Below are 21,102 nucleotides of genomic sequence, written 5' to 3'. Positions count from 1 at the left end.
TTCCTATAAAAGGCCGTTTAATAAGTCACTAATAATAACGGAACAATCCATGAAGAATATTTGGAAGGCATTCTGCGCGCTCGCGTTTGTGGGCATGATGAGTTTGCAGGCACACGCTGAAGAAAAAAACATAGTAATGGGGACCATGTCTTGGGAGGATTTGGTGCCCATTACCGGCATTACCAAGAAAGTACTTGAGAACGCTGGGTATACCGTAAAAGTCGTGGAGTTTTCCGAGTGGGGTATCGCCTACGCTGCACTCAGCAAAGGGGATATTCAGGTATTGGCATCCCAGATTGATTACGCCGCCGCCGATTATTGGAAAAAGAACAAGAACAAAATCGAGAAGCTGTCACCGGTCTCCTTTGGTCTTTATCAGGGCATGGCAGTACCCAGTTACGTAGACATCGACTCCATCGAACAGCTGAATGCAAACGCGGACAAACTGGGGAACAGAATCATTGGTATTGAGCCAGGTTCGGGTTTGATGAGTGACGCGAACAACGTGGTCAAAGCGTACGACATCAAGCTCAAGCTGGTCGAAGGCAGTACTTCGGCCATGACCGCGGCTTTAAAGTCGGCAGTCGACCGAAAAGAATGGGTGGCGGTAACCGTCTGGGATCCTTCCTGGATGACCAAGAAATTTGATCTCAAATTCTTGAAAGATCCAAAAGGGGTCTTCCCGCCGTTGCAGGGTTATTACTGGATTGGACACAAAGGCTTCGCTGAAGCCAATCCGCGTGCGCGTGAACTGATGGCCAGTGTTTATGTGCCTATCACGGACATCACCGCGATGAATGCTGAAGTCAAGGATGGCAAGACCATGGACGAGGCTATCAAGGGTTGGATTGATAGTCATACAGATCTTGTAAATCGTTGGGGAAATATCAAGAACTATTAAGTTTTGTTTGTTTGCCACTGCCGCCCTTTGATTAATTAAAGAAACCAGCAAACAACTGGTTCGATGGATTGCGAAATGACAATGGCCACAATTAATACTGACGAAGTGCTGGTAGATTGCCAGTCGGTTTGGAAAATCTTCGGTAAAAATGCACCGGCAGCCATGGACGCGGTTGTCCAGCAGGGTCTTTCAAAGACCCAGATCCTGCAAAACCATGGCTGCGTGGTCGGGGTTTCCGATGTCAGTCTCCAGGTTCGCCGGGGGGAAATATTTTGCATCATGGGTTTGTCCGGCAGTGGCAAATCCACCCTTATAAGGTTGCTGAACAAGCTGATCACCCCGAGCTCGGGGAAGGTCCTGGTCAAAGGCAAGGACGTTTCATCCTTGTCGCCGGCACAACTGCGAGAGGTGAGGGCGCGTCACATCGGTATGGTCTTTCAAAGCGTTGCCTTGCTGCCTAACCGTACGGTTCTTGAGAACACCGCGTTTGGCCTGGAAGTGCAGGGTGTGGGCAAGGCTGAACGTTACAAAGTGGCCGAGCAGGCGCTAGCAAAGGTTGGATTGAGCGAGTGGACTTCACGCTATCCAAGCGAACTGTCAGGCGGCATGCAACAACGGGTCGGACTGGCGCGTGCACTCACAGCTGACCCAGAAATAATTTTGATGGATGAGCCGTTCAGCGCGCTTGATCCGCTGATTCGCCGACAGTTGCAGGATGAGTTCCGCCAGCTGACCAAGGAGCTGGGCAAGTCCGCGGTGTTTATTACACACGACCTGGACGAGGCCATCCGCATCGGTGACCGCATTGCGATCATGAAGGATGGCGCCATCATTCAGGTTGGCACCGCCGAGGAAATCGTGCTCAACCCGGCTGACGACTACGTGGCGGAATTCGTCGCCGGCATTTCCCGATTGCATCTGGTCAAGGCTCACTCGGTCATGACGTCTGTCCAAGCCTACAAGGCCGCACAGCCGACTTGCGATATTTCCAGGCTCACTCAAACCTCGCTTGACGCCGATATTGATGAACTCATCAGCTTGACGATGAAGTCCAAGCGCGACGGGCTTGCCGTCGTCGATAACGGAACAGTGGTCGGGATCATTACGCCTCGTGATCTGCTGCGTGGCGTTCAAGGTATTCCCAACGAGTTGGTGCCAGTACCAACCGCCGGTGCGATGGAGGCGTCCGCATGAGCACGCCGGATTTTTCTAGTCAGTTTGATACCTCCATTGATACAGGACTGGAATGGCTTTCGGACAATGGCGAGTTCGTGTTCGATGCCGTCAATGCGGTGCTGAAGGGCATTTACGAAGGTGTGCTGTGGTGTGTCGCCTATCCACCGCACTACGTTGTAGCGATTGTCATGGCGTTGATTGGCTGGCGTCTGGCTGGCGTTCGCTTTGCAATTCTTGCAGGTTTGGCCCTGTTGTTTTGCGACGTCATCGGCTTGTGGCCAGAGACAGTCAGCACGCTTGCCCTGGTGCTCACAGCAACTGTCCTGGCACTGGTTGTCGCCATTCCGCTGGGGGTCATTGCCGGTCTGGCGCCGGCCTTTGATCGCGTGGTTGATCCTTGTCTGGATTTGATCCAAACGATGCCGCCCTACATCTACCTGCTACCGGCCATTGCACTGCTCGGCTACGGCCCTGCCACGGCGCTGTTGGCGACTTTTATCGTCGCGCTTCCCCCTGCGCTACGACTGACCTCGCTGGGTATTCGCATGACACCCAAGGAGTTCATCGAGTTGGGAGATGCCAGCGGCGTGACTGGAATGCAGATGTTTTTCAAGATCCGCTTACCGTTCGCCATGCCCAGCATCATGGCCGGTGTCAACCAAAGCTTGATGATGGCGTTCGGTATGGTCGTCATCGCCGGCATTGTGGGTTCGGGCGGTTTGGGCGAGGCGATTTACGGTTCCATCCGTACGTTGGATATCGCCAAGTCGATCAACGCGGCCATCGCTATCGTTATCCTGACCATGATCCTGGATCGTCTGGCGCAGAGTGCTGCACAGGCGCGGGTGAGGGCTTCCCAATGACAACGCACATTCAATTTTCTCCAGGCGATTACCTGGCTCCCGCCGTTGATTGGCTGAACACTAATTTACATGGATTGTTCAAAGGGATAAGTCAGGTCATTGAGGCGGTACTCGGTGCAGTGGAGGGGGCGCTGCTTGCTCCCCATCCGTACTTATTCATCGGTATTGTCGTCGTTGCGGCCTTCTTTTTTGCCAATAAACGAGTCGCTGTTTTCGCTGCGGTGATGTTGGCTTTCTGTTTGTTCGCTGGCCTTTGGGTCGCGTCCATCCAGACGATTGCGCTCGTCAGCGTGTCGGTCCTGATCTCTGTTGCCATTGCTTTCCCGCTGGGGGTTCTGGCCGCCCGGGTGAAGCGTGTAGATGAAGCGTTGCTGCCGATTCTGAACATCATGCAAACGGTGCCGCCCTGGGTATACCTGATCCCCGCAGTGATGCTGTTCAGCTTGGGACGGGTGCCCGCGATCATCGCAACGATTGTTTACGGCATCCCGCCGATGCTCAGATTGACGACTCTGGCCTTCAAGCAGTTGCCCAAGGATCTCCTTGAGTTGGGCCAGGCGTCCGGTGCTTCACCTAAAGACATTCTGTTCAAAATTGAACTGCCGACTGCTGCACCCACACTGTTGGTAGGCCTGAACCAATGCATCCTTATGTCGCTGGCGATGGTGGTGCTGGCAGGTTTGGTGGGGGCGGGCGGTCTGGGGGCTGAAGTTACCCGTGGCCTCTCCAGGATGGAGATGGGATTAGGCCTTCGAGCGGGCCTGGCCATTGTCGCTATTGCGCTGCTGTTGGATCGACTGTCACGGGGCGCGTTACAGCGTCACTCCCCCAGCAAACTCCTTTGAAAGGGCATCAGTATGAGACGCAGCTTTTTTTGCATTGATTCGCACGCGTGCGGCAACCCGGTTCGGGTTGTAGCGGGCGGAGCACCGCTGATGCCCTCCGTATCGATGGCGGAGCGTCGCGATATTTTCGTGCGTGACCACGACTGGGTACGCACCGCATTGATGTTCGAGCCTCGGGGGCACGACATCATGTCTGGCGTCATTGTTTATCCATCGGTACGTGATGACTGCGACTTCGGTGCGCTGTTTATCGAAGTCAGTGGCTGCCTGCCGATGTGTGGAGCGGGCACCATCGGATTATCGACCGTGGTCATTGAAGAGGGCTTGGTGACACCTCGTGAGCCGGGAAAACTGGCGATTGAAACACCGGCGGGACGGGTCGATGTCGAATACACAATGGGCGGCGAGTTTGTTGAGTCGATTCGCTTGTTCAACGTAGCCAGCTACCTGCACAGCGCCGATGTGGTGGTGCAAGTACCTGGAATTGGTACGTTTACGGTGGACATCGCCTACGGCGGGAATTTCTATGCGGTGGTCGAACCACAGGAGTGCTGGACTGGATTCGAAGGGCAGACGACGGCTGACATCGTGGGGATGAGCCAGAAGCTGCGCGCAGCGCTCTCGGCCATTTGTGACCCTGTGCATCCAGAGAACAGCAGAATCAGTGGTGTTCATCACGTCATCTGGTGTGACAAACCACAGAGCAGAACCGTGCATGGCCGCTGTGCAGTGTTCTACGGTGATAAAGCTATTGATCGTTCTCCCGGCGGTACCGGTACCTCGGCCCGGATGGCTCAGCTCTTCGGAAAAGGTCGGCTGAACGTCGGCGACGTTTATCGACTCGAAAGTCTGATCGGTACAATCTACGAAGGAAAAGTGGAGGCGTCGGTAAAGGTCGGAACCTTCGACGGCATGAATCCAAGTGTCAGCGGCTGGGCTGAGGTGATAGGTCACAACACTATTTTCGTCGATGACAAAGACCCTCTTGCCCACGGGTTCCAGCTCGCATAAACAGTACGGTCACGGCGCCAGCGGTTGATTCTTCGCAAGTGCAGATTCAACCGTGGTTTGCACAAAGGCTGCATTCGTCAGTGTAAAGAAGCGAGGCGTAAAGTGAGAGAACGACGAGATTTCAGCGGGTGTATGAAAGGTAAAAACCTGCGCTATCTGGAAGAGACTCGTAGTGAGCCGACGGCTCATGCTCGGGCAGGATTTTTACTGCTCGAGCACTTCTCGTTGCCTGCATTTACGCAAGCGCTCGATACGATTGTCACTGCCAACCTTTTGCGTCCTACGTTGTTCTCTTCACGTACCTTCGGGTTGCAGGACGGAGAGGTTACCAGCGACCTTGGCCTGGTCATTCGACCGGATGCGCGTTTGGACGTGGCAGCACTCAAAGACCTTAATTTGCTGGTCATATGCGGCGGCTATCGCACCGAACTCAAAGTCAATCACGAGCTGATCAGCATCCTTAAAACGGCATCAGAACTTGGTATCACCCTGGCAGGGCTGTGGAATGGGGCGTGGTTTTTGGGCGTATCAGGTTTGCTTGAGGGGTATCGTTGTGCGATTCATCCCGAACACCGACCTGCGCTCGCAGAAATTTCAAAAGTCACGCATGTCACCAGTGAAGCATTTGTCATGGATCGAGACCGGCTCACGGCTTCGAGTCCGGCGGGTGCTTTTCATATGGCTCTCGAGTGGATCAAAGGGCTGCATGGCAAGGCGCTTGTCGAGGGCATCGAAGACATTCTGTCTTTCGAAGAGTCGCGGTATCGGCGTATCAAACCGACACAGAACATCTCGTTGAGCGCCCCCCTCAAGGAGGTGGTCAAACTGATGGACGCCAACCTGGAAGAACCGTTGCAAATGGACCAACTGGCGGTATATGCCGGACGTTCCCGTCGACAAATAGAGCGCTTGTTCAAAGAACAACTGGGTACCACGCCGCAACGGTATTACCTGGAATTGCGCATTACCGAAGCGCGGCGATTACTTCAGCACACAGAGCTGTCTCAGGTTGATGTGCTGGTCGCATGCGGCTTTGTTTCACCGAGCCATTTCAGCAAATGCTACAGCTCGTATTTTGGTTACCGGCCTTCGAGAGAAACACGGCTGGTGAAGTAAAAAAGGGCTGTCGCAAAAATTTTAAGGAGGAGGGCATGACCGAGTTGCGATTGAAGTGCGACCGAACAGAAAATGCTGCGCCCACCGTTGCTGCTAGTCCTGGGGTCGCAAGGCCCCAACTCGGGATCTTCTTATGCCTGCTTTCAATGCTTATCTTTGCGAGCCAGGACGGACTAACCAAGGTGCTTGTCAAAGACTTCCCGGTTGCCCAACTGGTCATGATGCGCTATTGGGTGTTTGTCGTTTTTGCCCTCGGATATGCCGCCTACCAAGGTAGGGGCAAAGAGTCATTTCGCAGTAAGCACCCTGGGCTCCAAATCATTCGAGCGCTGTTAGCCGTGGGTGAAACCATACTGTTTGCAGTAGGGCTACGATATTTGGGCCTGGCCGAAATGCATGCGCTCTACGCCGTATTTCCGCTGATGGCACTGGCATTGGCGGGGGCCGTGCTTGGGGAGTTCATAGGTCTGCGGCGCTGGATTGCCGCCGCCATAGGGTTCACCGGGACACTGATCATCCTTCGACCAGGCGCGGGCGTTTTCGAACTCGCGGCGCTGATTCCCCTGCTGGCTGCTTTGGCGTTCGCGGTGTTCAACGTATTGACGCGCCGGATTAGCCAACACGACTCCTTTGCTACGAACATGCTCTTTATGGCAAGTGTGGGTGCCCTGACAGTCACATTTGCGGGGCTACCCGCATGGGTTTCTCCGACTCCGGTCCAGGGCCTCTTGATGGGGATCCTGTCATTGACGGGTGTAGTCGCTCAGATTCTGTTCATTCAAGCACTGAAATACGCAACCGCTTCTACCCTGCAGCCTTTCAACTATGCGCTTCTGGTGTTCGCCACTTTGATTGGTGTGATCGTTTTTGCCGAGCGCCCGGATACCTGGGTGGTTGTCGGAGCCACGTTGGTGATTATTGGGGGGCTGTATGCGATTAAGGCAAAGGCGTGAACGTACCTGAGTGTATGAAGTAATCAATGTTTCCTGGATGAGCACGGCCATAAAAAAGGGCAGCTCAAAGCTGCCCTTTTCCCAACCTACTCCTTAGGCGGCGCTAAACAGCTTGTGCGGATCCATGACAAATTTCTTCGGCACCCCGGCATCGAACTCGTGGTAACCGCGCGGCGCGTCGTCCAGGCTGATCACCTGCACGCCGACGACCTCGGCAATGTTGATCCGGTCCCACATGATCGCCTGCATCAGCTGACGGTTGTACTTCATCGTCGGGGTCTGGCCGGTGTGGAAGCTGTGGGACTTGGCCCAGCCGAGGCCGAAACGGATGTTCAGGCTGCCATGCTTGGCGGCTTTGTTGACTGCGCCCGGGTCTTCGGTGACATACAGACCCGGGATCCCGATATTGCCGGCGACCCGCACCACGCCCATCAGCGCGTTGAGCACGTCGGCCGGGGCCTCGTGCTGCGCGCCGTCATGGCCGTGGCCACGGGCTTCGAAGCCGACCGCATCGACCGCACAATCGACTTCCGGCTCACCGAGCAGGTCGGCGATTTGCTCGTGCAACGGAGTGTCCTTGGTCAGGTCGGCGATCTCGAAGCCCTGGGCCTTGGCATGCGCCAGACGCAGCGGATTCACGTCGCCGACTATCACCACCGCCGCACCAAGCAGACGGGCGGAGGCGGCAGCAGCCAGTCCGACCGGACCGGCACCGGCGATATACACCGTGCTGCCAGGGCCGACACCGGCGGTCACCGCGCCGTGGTAGCCGGTCGGAAGGATATCGGAGAGGCAGGTCAGGTCACGGATTTTCTCCATGGCCTTGTCGCGGTCGGGCAGCTTCAGCAGGTTGAAGTCGGCATACGGCACCAGCACGTATTCGGCCTGGCCGCCAACCCAGTCGCCCATGTCCACATAGCCATAGGCACCGCCGGGGCGCGCCGGGTTGACCGTCAGGCAGACGCCGGTGTGCTGTTCCTTGCAACTGCGACAACGGCCGCAGGCGACGTTGAACGGCACCGAGACCAGGTCACCGATCTGCACGTTTTCCACGTCACGGCCCTTCTCGATCACCTCACCAGTAATCTCATGGCCAAGCACCAGCCCGACCTGGGCCGTGGTCCGACCACGCACCATATGCTGGTCGGAGCCGCAGATATTGGTCGAAACCACGCGCAGGATTACGCCATGGTCGATGCGCTTGCCGCGCGGGTCTTCCATTTTCGGATAGGGGATGGTCTGCACCTCGACCTTGCCTGCGCCGAGATACACGACACCACGATTACCAGACATGCTTTCACCTCGCTTTTGTTGTTGTGAGAACACGGCCCTTGTACTGCGAAGGGGCGCGCGGCCTTACAGTGCAGTGGTATATGTCTTGCGTTTGCGCGTGAATGCAGATTGGTTGGAAGTCACCTTCCAACGACGCGTGATTAGCAGTTATCGTATCGATCCTACGCCTGGTATCAGCACCCGGCGAGAGCATTTAGTCCCTGTTGAGTATCTCTTTCCCCTCAATTTCCATGGATTCAGGGCTAACCCCGGACGATAGGAGTAAACGCGATGATTGCGGACTGGACAGGTCAGGTAGCGCTTGTCAGCGGAGCCGGTAGTGAGCGAGGAATTGGTATTGCGATTGCGAAGCGTCTGGGCAGCCTGGGCGTGAGGTTGATTGTCACAGGCAGCAGCGCTCGCATCCATGATCGGGTGGAGGAGTTACGTGCCGCAGGATTTGAAGCGCAAGGGCGTACGGCGGACTTGAGTGAAGAGGATCAAGTCCTTGAACTTGCCACTTGGGCCGAATCGGTATGGGGGCGAATCGATATTCTTGTGAACAATGCCGGCATGGCCGCCCAAGGTCATCCGGAGCCTTTTGCCGATCTGGCGGACATGAGTGTCGATAGCTGGAATCTTTCAATTGCTCGAAATCTGACAACCGCCTTCCTGTTGACCCGTGGAATTTTGCCGGGGATGCGCAACAGACACTACGGCCGTATCGTCAATGTCAGCTCCACGACTGGCACTCGGGCAGGTAATCCAGGAGAGGCTGCTTATGCTGCGGCCAAAGCTGGGATGGTAGGTATGAACATGAGCCTGGCCCTTGAGGTCGCGCGCTATGGAATCACTGTGAACTCGGTCGCGCCTGGCTGGATCGCCACAGGGTCAAGCACTCCAGAGGAAGAGAATGCAGCGAAGTATGTTCCGGTTGGCAGGGCTGGTCGTCCGGAAGAAGTTGCTGCTGCCGTTACGTTCCTGGCCTCACCTGAGTCAAGTTACATTACCGGTGAGTTGCTGGTGATCGATGGTGGCAATTGCCTGATAGAGAACAAAGCACCCAAGTAATCAATGCGTTGCCCGCCGCAAAATTTTGCAGCGAACCAGAGTCTGGCTCCGCGCAACCTGCAACGGAGGAGGGTAAGTGACTCCCTCCGTCGCAAGTCGGGCTGATTCGATCAAAACGGCAGTGGCAGTTTCGCCGTGCGCCCCCCATCCACCACCAGCACCTGCCCGGTGATGAAGGCCGATGACTCCGAGGCCAGGAAAACGACTGTCCCGCCAACATCCGCCGGCAATCCGGTACGTCCGACCGGGTGAAGGCGCAGGAGTGCCTGGCGCGCCGCACGCGGATCAGCTTGAGCGGCGAGGTACGCATCACTCAACTCGGAATTGATCCACCCTGGCGCAATGGCATTGCAGCGGATGCCGTCCCGGCCGAGATCGACTGCCAAGGCTCGGGTCAGCCCATGGATACCGGCCTTGGAGGCACAGTACGCGGCATGTTCAGGGTTGGCGCCTATCCCTTCGATCGACCCGATGTTGATGATGCTGCCACCGCCTCGCAGACGCATCTGGGGCACCAACGCCTTGCACAAGAACGCTGGCGCCCGCAGATTGACTGCCATCATGCGATCCCAGTCCTGTTCGGTCATATCATCAATGGATTTCTCGAACATGAACCCGGCGTTGTTAACCAATACATCGATTCCGCCAAGCTGCTCCTGGGCGAACTGTGCAATCAAACCGGGTGACTCCATCGAGGCGAGATCAGCCTCGACGAAATAGACCTGAGGGTGATCTCGCAAGTCGTCGTCCAGTGCCTGGCGCTGAGCGATCAACACGCAAGCTCCCGCCTCAAGCAATTGTTCGGTAATGCCTCGGCCAATCCCTCTGCCGCCCCCGGTCACCACTACATTTTTACCGTTGAGCATCGCTACCTCTCCTTAGCCGGACACCGGCTTGGCGCCTGTGACTTCTACCGTTTCGCCGGCGATGTACCTGGCCTCGTCGGACGCCAGAAATGCGATGACATCCGCAATGTCTTCAGGCTCGGCGATGCGGCCTAATGGCACGCTCTTGTTTAGCTCTTGCACGGCTTTGTCCGGATCCAGGCCGCGACGTTCAAAGCCGCTGCGTATCATCGGGGTATTGATTTCGTGCGGGCACACGGCGTTGACACGGATGCCCAAAGGGGCGCAATCGCGGCCCAGATTTTTGGTTAAAGCCGCGACAGCCCCTTTGCTTGTGCAATACGCCACGTGGGCGGGGCCTGGATAAATTCCCCAGACAGATGATGTGTTGACGATTGCGGCGCCCGGGCGATTTTTCATGTGCGGTATCGCGGCACGGCAGATGAAGAACACTGCATTCAGGTTTACGCCCATGGCGTCAAACCACATATCGTCAGTGGTTTCCTCAATCGTGCCTCGGGGAATGATGCCCGCATTGTTCAACACGATATCGATCCCCGAAAAAATATCGACTGCAGTTTGGACAATCGCTTCACAATATTCTTTTCGGCGTAAATCGCCTGCCACGTAGTGCACTTCGGCACCCAAGTCACGAACTTTGGCTGAGATTGATTTGCAACCGGCTTCGTCAAGATCAGATAAAACAAGCTTTGCGCCTTCTCGGGCGAACAATAACGCTAACGCCTGTCCGACACCGCCGGCAGCGCCGGTAATGACCACCACTTTATTATTGAATTTCATATGGCAACCTACCTGGTAGTTTTTTGGCGCAGCCATTATTTAATTTCAATGGATCGCCGCGTCCAATAACTTTTTTACGGGGCCAAAGATAACCTGACGTTATCCAAAGTTTCTGACTCGAGCATTTGCAATCGCGCCAGACCGGTTGAAAACCGTCAGCCGCTCATAACGTGAAGTCATCATTTATCTATCTAAAATATCATTATGGGTGGGGGATATCAGCTGCTAAGGTTTTCTATAAGCAGATCGCTACAAGCTCGCAGTTTACAAGCCTCACTGTTTTTTGCTGGCAATCTCTAGGTCTTTGAATGCAAAGGGTTTGAGCGCCTAATGAATAAAAATAAATAACTGCCAGTAAAGTCTATTTGTTTGCGCGCAAAGCAAACATCCTCTTGGCAAATCCGCCGACTAATAAAAAACTGAAGACAGGTTGCATCCCCCCCTCAAACGACTAGGAGAGCCGAATGACGTTTACTTTACCCAAGACCATGCACGCTGTGCTTCTGAAGGGGCATGGGGGTACGGAGCAACTGGAGTATCGAACCGATGTGCCAGTGCCTAGCCCTGGTGTCGGCGAAGTCTTGATAAAAGTTGGCGCTGCCGGCGTCAATAACACCGACATCAACACGCGTATTGGTTGGTACTCCAAACAAATAACTGGCGATACAAATTCGGGTGGCGCTTCCGGATTCGCTCAGATCGACACTGAGGACGCATCCTGGTCTGGTGTTCCGCTTAAATTTCCGCTGATCCAAGGGGCCGATTGCTGCGGGCGCATTGTTGCGGTTGGCAAAGGGGTGGACGATGCTCGAATCGGACAGCGGGTACTGGTACGCAACATGCTGCGAGCGCCTGTTGAGAATCGGCCGTTCGAGTGCTGGACTTACGGCTCAGACTGCAATGGTGCTTTTGCTCAATTTACAGTTGCACCGGCAGCGGACACCTGGCCCGTGAACAGTGATTGGAGCGATATCGAATTAGCTTCGATTCCATGTGCCTATTCAACCGCCGAACTTTTACTCCAGCGTGCAGCCGTCAATGGTGCTGACAAAGTACTGATCACCGGTGCAAGCGGCGGTGTGGGATCGGCTGCGGTTCAGTTAGCGAAATGCCGCGGCGCTGAGGTAGTTGCAATTACCAGTTCAAGCAAGGCGGATCAAATTCTGTCTCTGGGCGCCGATCGCATCATTCATAGAGACGCAAACCTGGTTGAGGCGCTTGGTGAAAACAGCGTTAGCGTCGTGCTGGACTTGGTGGGTGGGAAAGATTGGCCCGCGCTGTTGCAAGTGCTCAAGCGGGGTGGTCGTTACGCTGTTTCAGGTGCTATCGCTGGCCCAATCGTTGAGCTGGATCTGCGAACGCTTTACTTGAAAGACCTCACATTTCATGGCTGCACTTTCCAGGAGGATGCAGTTTTCGATGAGTTGGTCGGTCATATTCAACATGGTCGTATCCGTCCCTTTGTCAGCAACAGTTATCCACTGTCCGACATTGCCAAGGCACAGAGTGACTTCATAGAAAAACGTTATGCGGGAAAACTGGTATTAGTGCCACCACAGGAGAGTGTTTGTGAAGATCATTGAAATTGAAGTTTATCAAGTCGATCTGCCCTATGCTGGCGGCGTTTATAAGCTGTCAGGCGGCCGTACTTACACAAGTTTTGACTCCACGATAGTGTGTATTCGCACAGACACTGGCCTTGAAGGCTGGGGCGAGTCGACGCCTTTTGGCCCGAACTATATTGCAGCGCACGCTCTGGGTGTGAGAGCGGGTATCGCCGAAATGGCGGACCTGCTCATCGGCCGGGATCCCCGGCAGGTTGATCGAATCAACGATCTCATGGACAGTACCTTGATGGGCCACCTTCATGCGAAAGCTGCGATTGATGTGGCTTGCTGGGACATCCTGGGCAAAGCGGTCGGGATGCCGGTGTGTGAACTGCTGGGGGGCAGTACAGGACTGTCCATGCCGATCATCGACTCGACCTATGCCGGCGACCCCGATGACATGCGTCGTCGAGTTGCTCAGACTCGAAAGCAAGGATACCTGGGGCATTCGGTGAAGGTCGGCGCGACACCGGAGGAGGGTGGGCCCGCGCTGGATGCCGCGCGCATTGAGGCATCCCTTGCAGATGCCCGCCCCGAGGAATACTTCATCGTTGATTGCAACGGTGGCCTGACAGTAGAGCATGCATTGCGCATGCTGAAACTGCTGCCACCCGGGCTGGACTTCGTGCTTGAGGCGCCATGCGCTACCTGGGCTGAGCACATGTCCCTGCGCCAGCGTACCAATGTGCCGCTGATCATGGACGAACTGGCGACGGATGAAGCTTCGGTGATGCAACTGATCAGCGAGAAGGCTGCAGATGGTATTGGCTTGAAGGTTTCCAAACATGGCGGCCTGACCAGAGCCCAGCGACTGCGCGACATGTGCATGACCTCCGGCTTGACGATGAGCGTCCAGGAGACCGCTGGCTCACAGGTAGCGTTCGCTGCGCTGACTCACCTCGGGCAATCTATCCCACACCGAAATCTACGCTGCGTGCTGGATACGCGCGATATGTATCCACCAATCACGGCGCACGTCGACATTCCCGTGGTGGATGGCCGTATCCGTGCCCCGCAGGCCCCGGGATTGGGCCTCACGATCAATCGGGACGTCGTCGGTGAGCCCGTAGCGATCTATCGCTGAGTTGAACTCCAGCGGCGCGGCGCATGATGTACTTCGTGCGTCGCGTTTTTTTGTGTGGAATCCGCACTTTTTCGACCAGTCAATTGATTCGGGTTCATTGATGGTGTGTTCACTTGATTTAGCGATCGAGCGTCTCGAAAATGTACGCCTATGTACATGCCGTGTACGCCAAGGATTCCGGGGTGTACAGTGGAGAAGAATTTTCAAATAAAGGTGCAACCCGAATGTCACAGACAGGAAGGGCGAAAACCAAAGCGCAGGACGCAGGCTGGCGAGGCTCCGTCGATGGCTGGCTGGACGCCGCTTACGATGCTCTTAAAGAGTCGGGTGTGGATGCTGTGCGGGTGATGCCGCTGGCCAAACGCTTGAATTTGTCTCGTACCAGCTTTTACTGGTTCTATGAAGATCGGGAACAGCTGCTCGCGGCACTCCTGGCTCGATGGCGGGACAAGAACACCGGCGGTATGGTCAGCCAATGCGAGAGTTACGCAGAAAGTATTTCCGAAGCGATTCTCAACGTCTTCGAATGCTGGGTGAACCCTGAACTGTTCGACTCGCAGTTCGAATTTGCCGTGCGCAGTTGGGCGCTGCAATCGGACGAGGTCACTGCTGAAATCGCTCTGGCCGATGAGGCACGGATGAATGCCTTGGCCGCGATGTTCCGACGGTTTGGCTACGACGGCGAGGGGGCCGATGTTCGGGCCAGGACGATCTACCTCACGCAGATCGGCTACATCTCCATGAAAACCAATGAAGATATCGTCGTACGATTTCGACGGATTCCACAGTACGTGAGCGTGTTCACCGGCAAAGTACCGAAGCGGCGCGAGCTGGACCGCTTTTATGGAAAGTTTGGCTACGCGGAAAAAGAACCTGGCGTTTTCGTTCCCTTGGTCGAAACATTCGAGGAGTCCCCTGCCGATGGAGAATAGAACTCTGGGCATCATCGGAGGCACCGGCTGGCTCGGGCGCGCAATCGCTGAGGCGGTGCTCGATAGCGGGCTCATCGGGCCTGACCATTTGTTGATCTCGAACCGCTCCGGCGTCAGTACCTTCGGGCCAGGCGTGAGACTGCTGGCCGACAACCAGCAGTTGGTGGACCTCAGCGATATTGTCGTGCTGTCCATCCGGCCGGAGCAGTTTCGCGAACTGCAGATCAACGCCCGCGGCAAACTGGTGATTTCCCTGATGGCCGGAGTTCCGGCGGCATCCATCAGCGCGGCCACCGGTGCGGATACAGTGGTGCGGGCCATGCCGAATGCGGCCGTGGAAATCAGGCAGTCGTTTACGCCCTGGTACTGTGCCGGAAACCTTGTTGAACGCGACCGCAAGTGGGTGCAACGACTGTTCGAGTGCGTAGGTTCAGCGGACGAAGTGTCTGATGAAGACTGTATTGATTACCTCAGCGCGTTGTCCGGGACTGGGCCGGCCTTCCCGGCAATGTTGCAAATGGCACTGACTAATCAGGCGGTGGCTGCGGGAATTCCTCTTGTCATTGCGCAGCGCGCTGCACAAGGCGTAGTAGTGGGGGGCGGCCAGATGCTTGCCAGTCGCGATCCGCAGCAAATGATTGAGTCGTTGATGGCTTACCGTGGCGTGACGGCAGCAGCGCTGCAGTCGATGGCCGATCAAAACATCGAGTCCATTGTCGGGCGGGCAGTAAAGGCTGGCGCTGAGGTTGCGCGGCGGGGAATGTAGCCAGGGCAGGGGATATACAGTGAAGGCCCGCTGAAGGGCCTCCACTGCAGAAGGCGTCAGACGGTTGCGATTATTCAGCCTTGAAGCAATAGACAGCCAGTTTGTTGCCATCAAGGTCCCGAGCGTAAGCGGCATAGGCATTTTCAGCCCAGTTACGCGAACCCGGTTGGCCTTCACAGATGCCACCGGCAGCGAGTGCGGTTTCGTGGAATGCATGTACCGCAGCGCGATTTGGCGCTTCGAAGCTGACAGTCACGCCATTGCCAACGTTGGCAGGATTGCCATTGGCGGGTTTGAGCACGAAGAATGACGGCTTATCCACGCCCCAAATGGAGCCGGATTCATCAAGATCGGCAACACGGTTGAGACCAATTTCTTTGAGAACGCCATCATAGAAGCTCCGTGCTTTGGCAAGGTCATTGGTTCCGACAGTGACATGGGTAAAAACAGACATTTTGATTTCCTATGGGTTGTGATGCGGGTGTGAGCGCTGGCCGATATCACGGCAGTGCCTTGGTCAGAAATGAATGACGGTGCGAATGCTTTGCCCGGCATGCATCAATTCGAAAGCCTTGTTGATGTCCTCAAGGCCAAGGTTATGGGTGATGAAGGTTTCCAGCGGAATTTCGCCAGTGCTCGCTTTCTCGACGTAGCTGGGAAGCTCCGTGCGGCCCTTGACCCCGCCAAACGCGCTGCCGCGCCAGACGCGCCCGGTCACCAGCTGGAAAGGGCGGGTGCTGATTTCCTGGCCCGCACCGGCGACACCGATGATGATCGACTCACCCCAGCCCTTGTGGCAGCACTCCAGAGCAGCTCGCATCAATTTGACGTTGCCGACACATTCAAACGAATAGTCCACGCCACCGTCGGTGAGCTCGACAATCACGTCCTGGATGGGCTTGTCATAGTCCATGGGATTTATGAAGTCGGTCGCGCCGAGCGACAGGGCGACGTCCCGCTTGACCGGGTTGATATCAATGGCGATGACTCGCCCGGCGTTGGCCATTTTCGCGCCGATGATGGCCGCCAGCCCGATCCCGCCGAGCCCGAATATTGCAACGCTTGCCCCAGCCTCGACCTTGGCGGTATTGAGTACGGCACCAATACCTGTGGTCACGCCACAACCCAACAAGCACACCTGTTCTAGCGGCGCATCCTTGGGGATTTTGGCCAGGGAGATCTCCGGCAGTACCGTGTACTCGGAGAAGGTCGAGCAGCCCATGTAGTGGAACACCGGCTGGCCCTGAAAGGAGAAACGCGATGTTCCGTCAGGCATCAGGCCCTTGCCCTGTGTCGCTCTCACTGCCTGACACAGGTTGGTCTTGCCCGATAGACAGAATTTGCATTGCCGGCACTCGGCCGTGTACAGCGGAATCACATGGTCGCCGACCGACAATGACGTAACGCCTTCGCCGATCGACTCGACGATCCCGCCGCCCTCATGACCCAGCACGGCAGGAAAGATCCCCTCGGGATCATCGCCCGACAGGGTAAAAGCATCCGTGTGGCAGACACCGGTTGCCACGATTCGTACCCGTACTTCACCAGCCTTGGGCGGTGCGACATCGATGTCCACCAGCTGTAACGGCTGTCCTGGGCCGAAAGCGACTGCCGCCCTCGATTTAATGGTCACTGCTGACATGGTTTCCCTCTTGTTCATGGCGAGCCTCCGGTCCAACAAGAATGGAGGTTCGGATTCAGATTTCTTTCACCAGGCGCAAAGCGTCGTAGATGGCTGCATGGGTATTACGAGCAGACACGGCGTCGCCGATCCGGAACAGCTGGAAGCGTCCTTCGGGATTGGTGACGATGTTCTGAGCCGTGCCGGCGATCAGGTCATGCTGTTCTACCGCGCCGCCATTGGTGGAGAGAGGACGCAGGTCGAAGTACAAGTCGTCCAGCGGAAGGGTGCCGTGGTTGACGACCACCTGATCGACCACGCGCTGCTTGTGAACCTGTCCGTAATCGCTGCCAAAGGTTGCAACGAGCCCGCCATCATGTTTTTCCACTGTATCGACCCGGTAGGTCACGGTGAAGGTGACGTCCAGATCCTGCAGGCTGCGCATGTAGGGCACCAGGTTCATGGCCATGACTTCAGGTGCAAACGAGCGATCAGGGGTGACGATTTCGACTCTCGCACCGCTTTGCGCGATGACCTCGGCAGCCTGCAGGGCAGCATGATCCCCCGCATCGTCGAAGATCAGTACGTTGCGACCGGGCTTGATGTCGCCGGAAATGATGTCCCAGGTTGAAACCACGAGTTCGTTGCCTTTGCTGAGCACCTCGGTATCCGGCAGGCCGCCGGTCGCAACGATAACCACGTCTGGCTCGAAGGCTTGCACAGTGTCGGCTTCGGCCCAGGTATTGAAGTGAAACTTCACCCCCAGCCGTTCGCATTGCGCCATTCGCCAATCAATGATGCTGATCATCTCGCGACGACGCTCGCTCAGCGCAGTCAGACGAATTTGCCCACCGGGTTGGTCAGCCGCTTCAAGCACCGTCACGTCATGGCCGCGCTCACCGGCGACCCGCGCTGCTTCCAGCCCGGCAGGGCCGGTACCGACCACCAACACCTTGCGCTTGACGGCGGCTTTGGGAATGTCATGAGGCATGGTGGTTTCCCGCCCCGTCGCTGCGTTGTGGATGCAGTAGGCCGCGCCGCCCTGGTAGATGCGATCCAGGCAATAGTTGGCGCCCACGCACGGGCGAATGTCTTCTTCGCGCTTCTCGATGATTTTGCGCACGATATGCGGATCGGTCATGTGCGCGCGGGTCATGCCCACCATGTCCACTTTGCCCGAGGCGATCGCGTAGCGCGCGGTAGCGACATCGGGAATCTTCGCCGCGTGGAAGGTCGGAAAGCCTGTCGACGAGCGGATCTCGCCAGCGAAGTCGAGATGGGGCGAGTTGCGCATACCCTGAATCGGGATGACATCGGTCAGCCCTGCATCCGTATCGATGTGACCGCGCACGACGTTCAGGAAGTCGACCAGTCCGCTGTCCTTGAGCATGTGAGAAACCTGCATGCCCTCACTGGCAGTGAAGCCGCCGGGTAATTCTTCATCACCGGTGTAACGAACTCCCAGCAGAAAATCTTCACCTACCCGCTGGCGGATGCCACGCAGGATGTCGAAGGTAAAGCGCATGCGGTTTTCCAGCGAGCCACCGTAAGGGCCGTCGAGGTCATTGGTCAACGGCGACCAGAACTGATCCATCAAATGCCCGTAGGCCTGAAGCTCCAGACCATCGAGACCTGCCGCCTTCATGCGCTCCGCGGCGTCTACATAGTCCTTGATGATCCGCTCAATGTCCCATTCCTCCATTTTCTTCGGGAAGGAGCGGTGCGACGCCTCGCGGCGGTGTGACGGCGACACCACCGGTAACCAATCGGCCTTGTCCCAGCGGGTACGGCGGCCCAGGTGGGTCAACTGGATCATCACTGCCGCGCCATGTTCGTGGCATTCATCGGTCAGGTCCTTCAACCATCCAACTACTTCGTCCTTGTAGGCGAGCACATTGTTGAACACCGGCGGGCTGTCTCGGGATACGGCAGCGGAACCGGCGGTCATCGTCAGGGCGACACCGGCTTTGGCGCGCTCCACGTGGTAGGCGCGATAGAGATCCTTGGGCATGCCGTCCACAGGGTAGGCCGGTTCATGGGAGGTGGTCATGATCCGGTTTCTGAGGGTCAGATTCTTGATTTTATAGGGTTGCAGCAAGGGATCGCTGGACATCGTGGTGCGCTCCAAAGTGGGCTTCATCAGGCTCGGTGACTTAAAATAAGGATAAATGTACACCTGTGTCAACGATTGGTGACACAGGTGTACATTTTGCTTGCGTGCCAAAAAATCCAGGATTAACATCCGCCCAAACAAGGACGAATGTGGCTCGTCCGCGTCTGTCATCCATTTAGAAAGGAGAGAAGCGTGACTGAGTTATTTGATATTCGTTTGGCCAGCAAACAAACTGCCTTCACTGAAATCCCGGTCATAGATATTTCGCCACTCATAAACGGCGAAAATCCGCTGCGGGTGGCAAGCCAGATAGGCGAAGCGTGCGAAAAGGTGGGTTTTTTTTATATAAAAAACCATGGCGTTTCGCAGCAACTGATAGATGAGATGTACAGGGTCACCAAACTTTTTTTCAAGCTTCCATCCGAAGAGAAGAACACACTTAACATCGTGAACTCCGGGCTTACGCTACGTGGTTACATCCCGATGTATGCGGAAAACGTAGATCCTGCTAATACGCGCGACTTCAAAGAGTGCTTTGATTACGGCGCCCATTACGATGAGGTTTCTCCGTTTTTTGGCCCTAATCAAATGCCGTCCGGACTGCCGCAATTCGAAACGGTTGCCGAGGCTTATCATTCGGCTGTATTGGCGCTCGCGAGAACGCTCATCGGCGGCATCGCGCTGAGTCTGGATTTGCCGAAAAATTATTTTGAACAACGCCAACGCAAGCCCATCACTATTCAGCGCGTTTTGCGTTATCCGCCTCAGATAGGAAAGGTTTCCCTGGAAGAGATCGGTATTGGTGCTCACACGGATTACGGCTTCCTGACAGTCCTGTCTCAAGACACGGTTGGCGGTTTACAAGTCAAGAACCGTGCAGGGGAGTGGGTTACTGCCCCACCAGTTGAAGGGACTTTTATCGTCAACATTGGTGATCTAGTTCAAACGCTCACCAACGATCGCTACACCTCGACAATGCATCGCGTCATAAATACTAGCGGTCTAGAGCGCTATTCAATACCTTTCTTTATTGATTTGGATTTCGATGCGGTTGTTGAGCCTGTGCCAACCTGCGTGAGTGAGGCTCTGCCCGCGAAGTACGAAGCGTACACTTGTGGCAAACACAAATTTAAGCGTTTCGTAGATAGCTATGCGCATCTGAAAGGTGAATAGGAGTTTTCAATGTGCATCCTATACATGGCAGACCCTGCCGATGCGCAGAAATGGCGAGATTGCCTGTCAACGCTCGCCCCTGAACTAGAGTTCCGCCAATGGCCTGATATCGGTAACCCGGCAGAGGTGCACTACATCCTGGCTTGGGAGCCTCTTGCCAACGTTGCGGAGCGGTTTGGTAATCTTCGACTCCTCTACGCTGCCGGGGCTGGAGTTGACCAGTTCGATCTGGCCCGTTTGCCTGCTCACGTGTCGCTAATAAGGCTGGTAGACAGCTCGATGGCTGACATCATGGCCGAGTATGTTCTGTTTGGTGTTCTTGCCTTGCATCGAGACATCCTCGCTTACCAAGAGGATCAGCGCAGTGGTCGCTGGCAACCTCGACCAATCGTGCTCGCTTCACAGCGGCGTGTTGGTGTCATGGGGGTTGGCAATCTCGGACGTGCCGCGCTTGATCGCCTTCAGCCATTGGGATTTCAGCTCAGTGGCTGGAATCGTTCTTTGAAGGAGGTGCCAGGTGGCCACTGTTACGTCGGCCCGGACGAACTGGAGGCGTTTCTAGGGCAGTGCGACATCCTTGTGAACATGTTGCCACTGACTCCCGAAACAGACGGGATACTCAATGCTGCGAGGCTCGATTGCCTGCCTCATGGAGCTGGACTGATTAACGTGGGACGTGGCGCCCACGTTGTAGAAACAGCTCTGCTTTCTGTGTTGAATGAAGGTCGTCTGGGAGGTGCCATACTGGATGTTTTGGCACAAGAGCCTCCCACTCAAGACAACCCACTCTGGAAACATCCCCGGGTGCTCCTGACGCCTCATATTGCAAGCGATGTGCAGATTGAAGGTGGTGTGGCGGTGATAGTTGAGAATCTTCGAAGAGAGCGTGAGGGAATGCCTCTCTTGAACGTGGTTGATCGGTCTAAAGGCTATTAGATTTTCCGCCTGCGAC

Annotated in this window: 20 protein-coding genes; 14 read left to right on the top strand and 6 right to left on the bottom strand. The window is 55.9% G+C overall.

Going from position 1 to position 21,102, the window contains the following annotated elements:
• The first annotated feature begins 49 nt into the window (after positions 1–49).
• The 7 genes from AC1DVE_RS09900 to AC1DVE_RS09870 all read left to right on the top strand — a co-directional run bounded on the left by AC1DVE_RS09900 (position 50) and on the right by AC1DVE_RS09870 (position 6,865).
• Positions 50–901, top strand: coding sequence for a glycine betaine ABC transporter substrate-binding protein (locus AC1DVE_RS09900; protein ID WP_223459991.1), 852 nt, complete (start codon positions 50–52; stop codon positions 899–901).
• Between the two features lie 75 nt (positions 902–976).
• Positions 977–2,095, top strand: coding sequence for a quaternary amine ABC transporter ATP-binding protein (locus AC1DVE_RS09895; protein ID WP_160386881.1), 1,119 nt, complete (start codon positions 977–979; stop codon positions 2,093–2,095).
• On the top strand, positions 2,092–2,940 hold the full coding sequence (locus AC1DVE_RS09890) for an ABC transporter permease (protein ID WP_223533750.1): 849 nt from the start codon (positions 2,092–2,094) through the stop codon (positions 2,938–2,940). The genes AC1DVE_RS09895 and AC1DVE_RS09890 overlap by 4 nt, the downstream gene beginning before the upstream one ends.
• Positions 2,937–3,785 (top strand): ABC transporter permease, encoded by an 849-nt coding sequence (locus tag AC1DVE_RS09885; RefSeq protein WP_160386883.1) that lies wholly within the window; start codon positions 2,937–2,939, stop codon positions 3,783–3,785. Before AC1DVE_RS09890 ends, AC1DVE_RS09885 begins: the two co-directional genes overlap by 4 nt.
• Before the next feature lie 12 nt (positions 3,786–3,797).
• The gene (locus tag AC1DVE_RS09880; protein ID WP_223453712.1) at positions 3,798–4,796 is read left to right on the top strand and encodes a 4-hydroxyproline epimerase; all 999 of its coding nucleotides are present in this window, start codon (positions 3,798–3,800) and stop codon (positions 4,794–4,796) included.
• A 102-nt stretch (positions 4,797–4,898) separates the two neighbouring features.
• On the top strand, positions 4,899–5,912 hold the full coding sequence (locus AC1DVE_RS09875) for a GlxA family transcriptional regulator (protein WP_223532481.1): 1,014 nt from the start codon (positions 4,899–4,901) through the stop codon (positions 5,910–5,912).
• Positions 5,913–5,947: 35 nt separating this feature from the next.
• Positions 5,948–6,865 (top strand): DMT family transporter, encoded by a 918-nt coding sequence (locus tag AC1DVE_RS09870; protein WP_223532479.1) that lies wholly within the window; start codon positions 5,948–5,950, stop codon positions 6,863–6,865.
• 93 nt (positions 6,866–6,958) lie between these two features.
• Here the strand turns inward: AC1DVE_RS09870 and fdhA are convergent, their stop codons facing one another.
• On the bottom strand, positions 6,959–8,158 hold the full coding sequence (gene fdhA, locus AC1DVE_RS09865; RefSeq protein WP_134099950.1) for a formaldehyde dehydrogenase, glutathione-independent: 1,200 nt from the start codon (positions 8,156–8,158) through the stop codon (positions 6,959–6,961).
• 270 nt (positions 8,159–8,428) lie between these two features.
• Between fdhA and AC1DVE_RS09860 the strand changes: the two genes are divergently transcribed.
• A complete protein-coding gene (locus AC1DVE_RS09860) occupies positions 8,429–9,208 on the top strand; it encodes an SDR family NAD(P)-dependent oxidoreductase (protein ID WP_223532477.1) in 780 nt (259 codons plus the stop codon).
• Positions 9,209–9,318: 110 nt separating this feature from the next.
• Here the strand turns inward: AC1DVE_RS09860 and AC1DVE_RS09855 are convergent, their stop codons facing one another.
• Together AC1DVE_RS09855 and AC1DVE_RS09850 are read right to left on the bottom strand one after the other, a co-directional pair.
• Positions 9,319–10,074, bottom strand: coding sequence for an SDR family NAD(P)-dependent oxidoreductase (locus tag AC1DVE_RS09855; protein ID WP_223532474.1), 756 nt, complete (start codon positions 10,072–10,074; stop codon positions 9,319–9,321).
• A gap of 12 nt (positions 10,075–10,086) precedes the next feature.
• A complete protein-coding gene (locus AC1DVE_RS09850) occupies positions 10,087–10,890 on the bottom strand; it encodes an SDR family NAD(P)-dependent oxidoreductase (protein WP_223532472.1) in 804 nt (267 codons plus the stop codon).
• Positions 10,891–11,318: 428 nt separating this feature from the next.
• Here AC1DVE_RS09850 and AC1DVE_RS09845 point away from each other — a divergent pair, with 428 nt between their 5' ends.
• The 4 genes from AC1DVE_RS09845 (at position 11,319) to AC1DVE_RS09830 (ending at position 15,243) form a co-directional block, all read left to right on the top strand.
• Entirely contained in the window at positions 11,319–12,437 is a 1,119-nt protein-coding gene (locus AC1DVE_RS09845; protein ID WP_223532470.1) for an alcohol dehydrogenase family protein, read from the top strand.
• On the top strand, positions 12,424–13,545 hold the full coding sequence (locus tag AC1DVE_RS09840; protein WP_223453726.1) for a mandelate racemase/muconate lactonizing enzyme family protein: 1,122 nt from the start codon (positions 12,424–12,426) through the stop codon (positions 13,543–13,545). Before AC1DVE_RS09845 ends, AC1DVE_RS09840 begins: the two co-directional genes overlap by 14 nt.
• A 224-nt stretch (positions 13,546–13,769) precedes the next feature.
• Positions 13,770–14,477, top strand: a complete 708-nt coding sequence (locus tag AC1DVE_RS09835; RefSeq protein WP_160386905.1) for a TetR/AcrR family transcriptional regulator — start codon at positions 13,770–13,772, stop codon at positions 14,475–14,477.
• On the top strand, positions 14,467–15,243 hold the full coding sequence (locus AC1DVE_RS09830; RefSeq protein WP_477783906.1) for a pyrroline-5-carboxylate reductase family protein: 777 nt from the start codon (positions 14,467–14,469) through the stop codon (positions 15,241–15,243). Before AC1DVE_RS09835 ends, AC1DVE_RS09830 begins: the two co-directional genes overlap by 11 nt.
• 70 nt (positions 15,244–15,313) lie before the next feature.
• Here the strand turns inward: AC1DVE_RS09830 and AC1DVE_RS09825 are convergent, their stop codons facing one another.
• The 3 genes from AC1DVE_RS09825 to AC1DVE_RS09815 form a co-directional block, all read right to left on the bottom strand.
• Positions 15,314–15,697 carry a VOC family protein gene (locus AC1DVE_RS09825; RefSeq protein ID WP_223453728.1) on the bottom strand — a complete coding sequence of 128 codons (384 nt, stop codon included), beginning with the start codon at positions 15,695–15,697 and terminating at the stop codon, positions 15,314–15,316.
• Positions 15,698–15,760: 63 nt separating this feature from the next.
• Positions 15,761–16,885: an S-(hydroxymethyl)glutathione dehydrogenase/class III alcohol dehydrogenase gene (locus AC1DVE_RS09820; protein ID WP_223453903.1), complete on the bottom strand. Its 1,125-nt coding sequence runs from the start codon at positions 16,883–16,885 to the stop codon at positions 15,761–15,763.
• Between the two features lie 55 nt (positions 16,886–16,940).
• On the bottom strand, positions 16,941–18,977 hold the full coding sequence (locus AC1DVE_RS09815) for an NADH:flavin oxidoreductase (RefSeq protein WP_223453905.1): 2,037 nt from the start codon (positions 18,975–18,977) through the stop codon (positions 16,941–16,943).
• Positions 18,978–19,169: 192 nt separating this feature from the next.
• Between AC1DVE_RS09815 and AC1DVE_RS09810 the strand changes: the two genes are divergently transcribed.
• Positions 19,170–20,150: an isopenicillin N synthase family dioxygenase gene (locus AC1DVE_RS09810; protein ID WP_477783901.1), complete on the top strand. Its 981-nt coding sequence runs from the start codon at positions 19,170–19,172 to the stop codon at positions 20,148–20,150.
• Positions 20,151–20,159: 9 nt separating this feature from the next.
• Positions 20,160–21,086 carry a 2-hydroxyacid dehydrogenase gene (locus AC1DVE_RS09805; RefSeq protein WP_223453732.1) on the top strand — a complete coding sequence of 309 codons (927 nt, stop codon included), beginning with the start codon at positions 20,160–20,162 and terminating at the stop codon, positions 21,084–21,086.
• Positions 21,087–21,102: the final 16 nt, after the last annotated feature.

It is taken from the genome of Pseudomonas sp. P4_B4 (genome assembly GCF_056402255.1).
The sequence above is the reverse complement of the archived record's forward strand: the minus strand, read 5'-3'. Positions and strand labels throughout refer to the sequence as shown.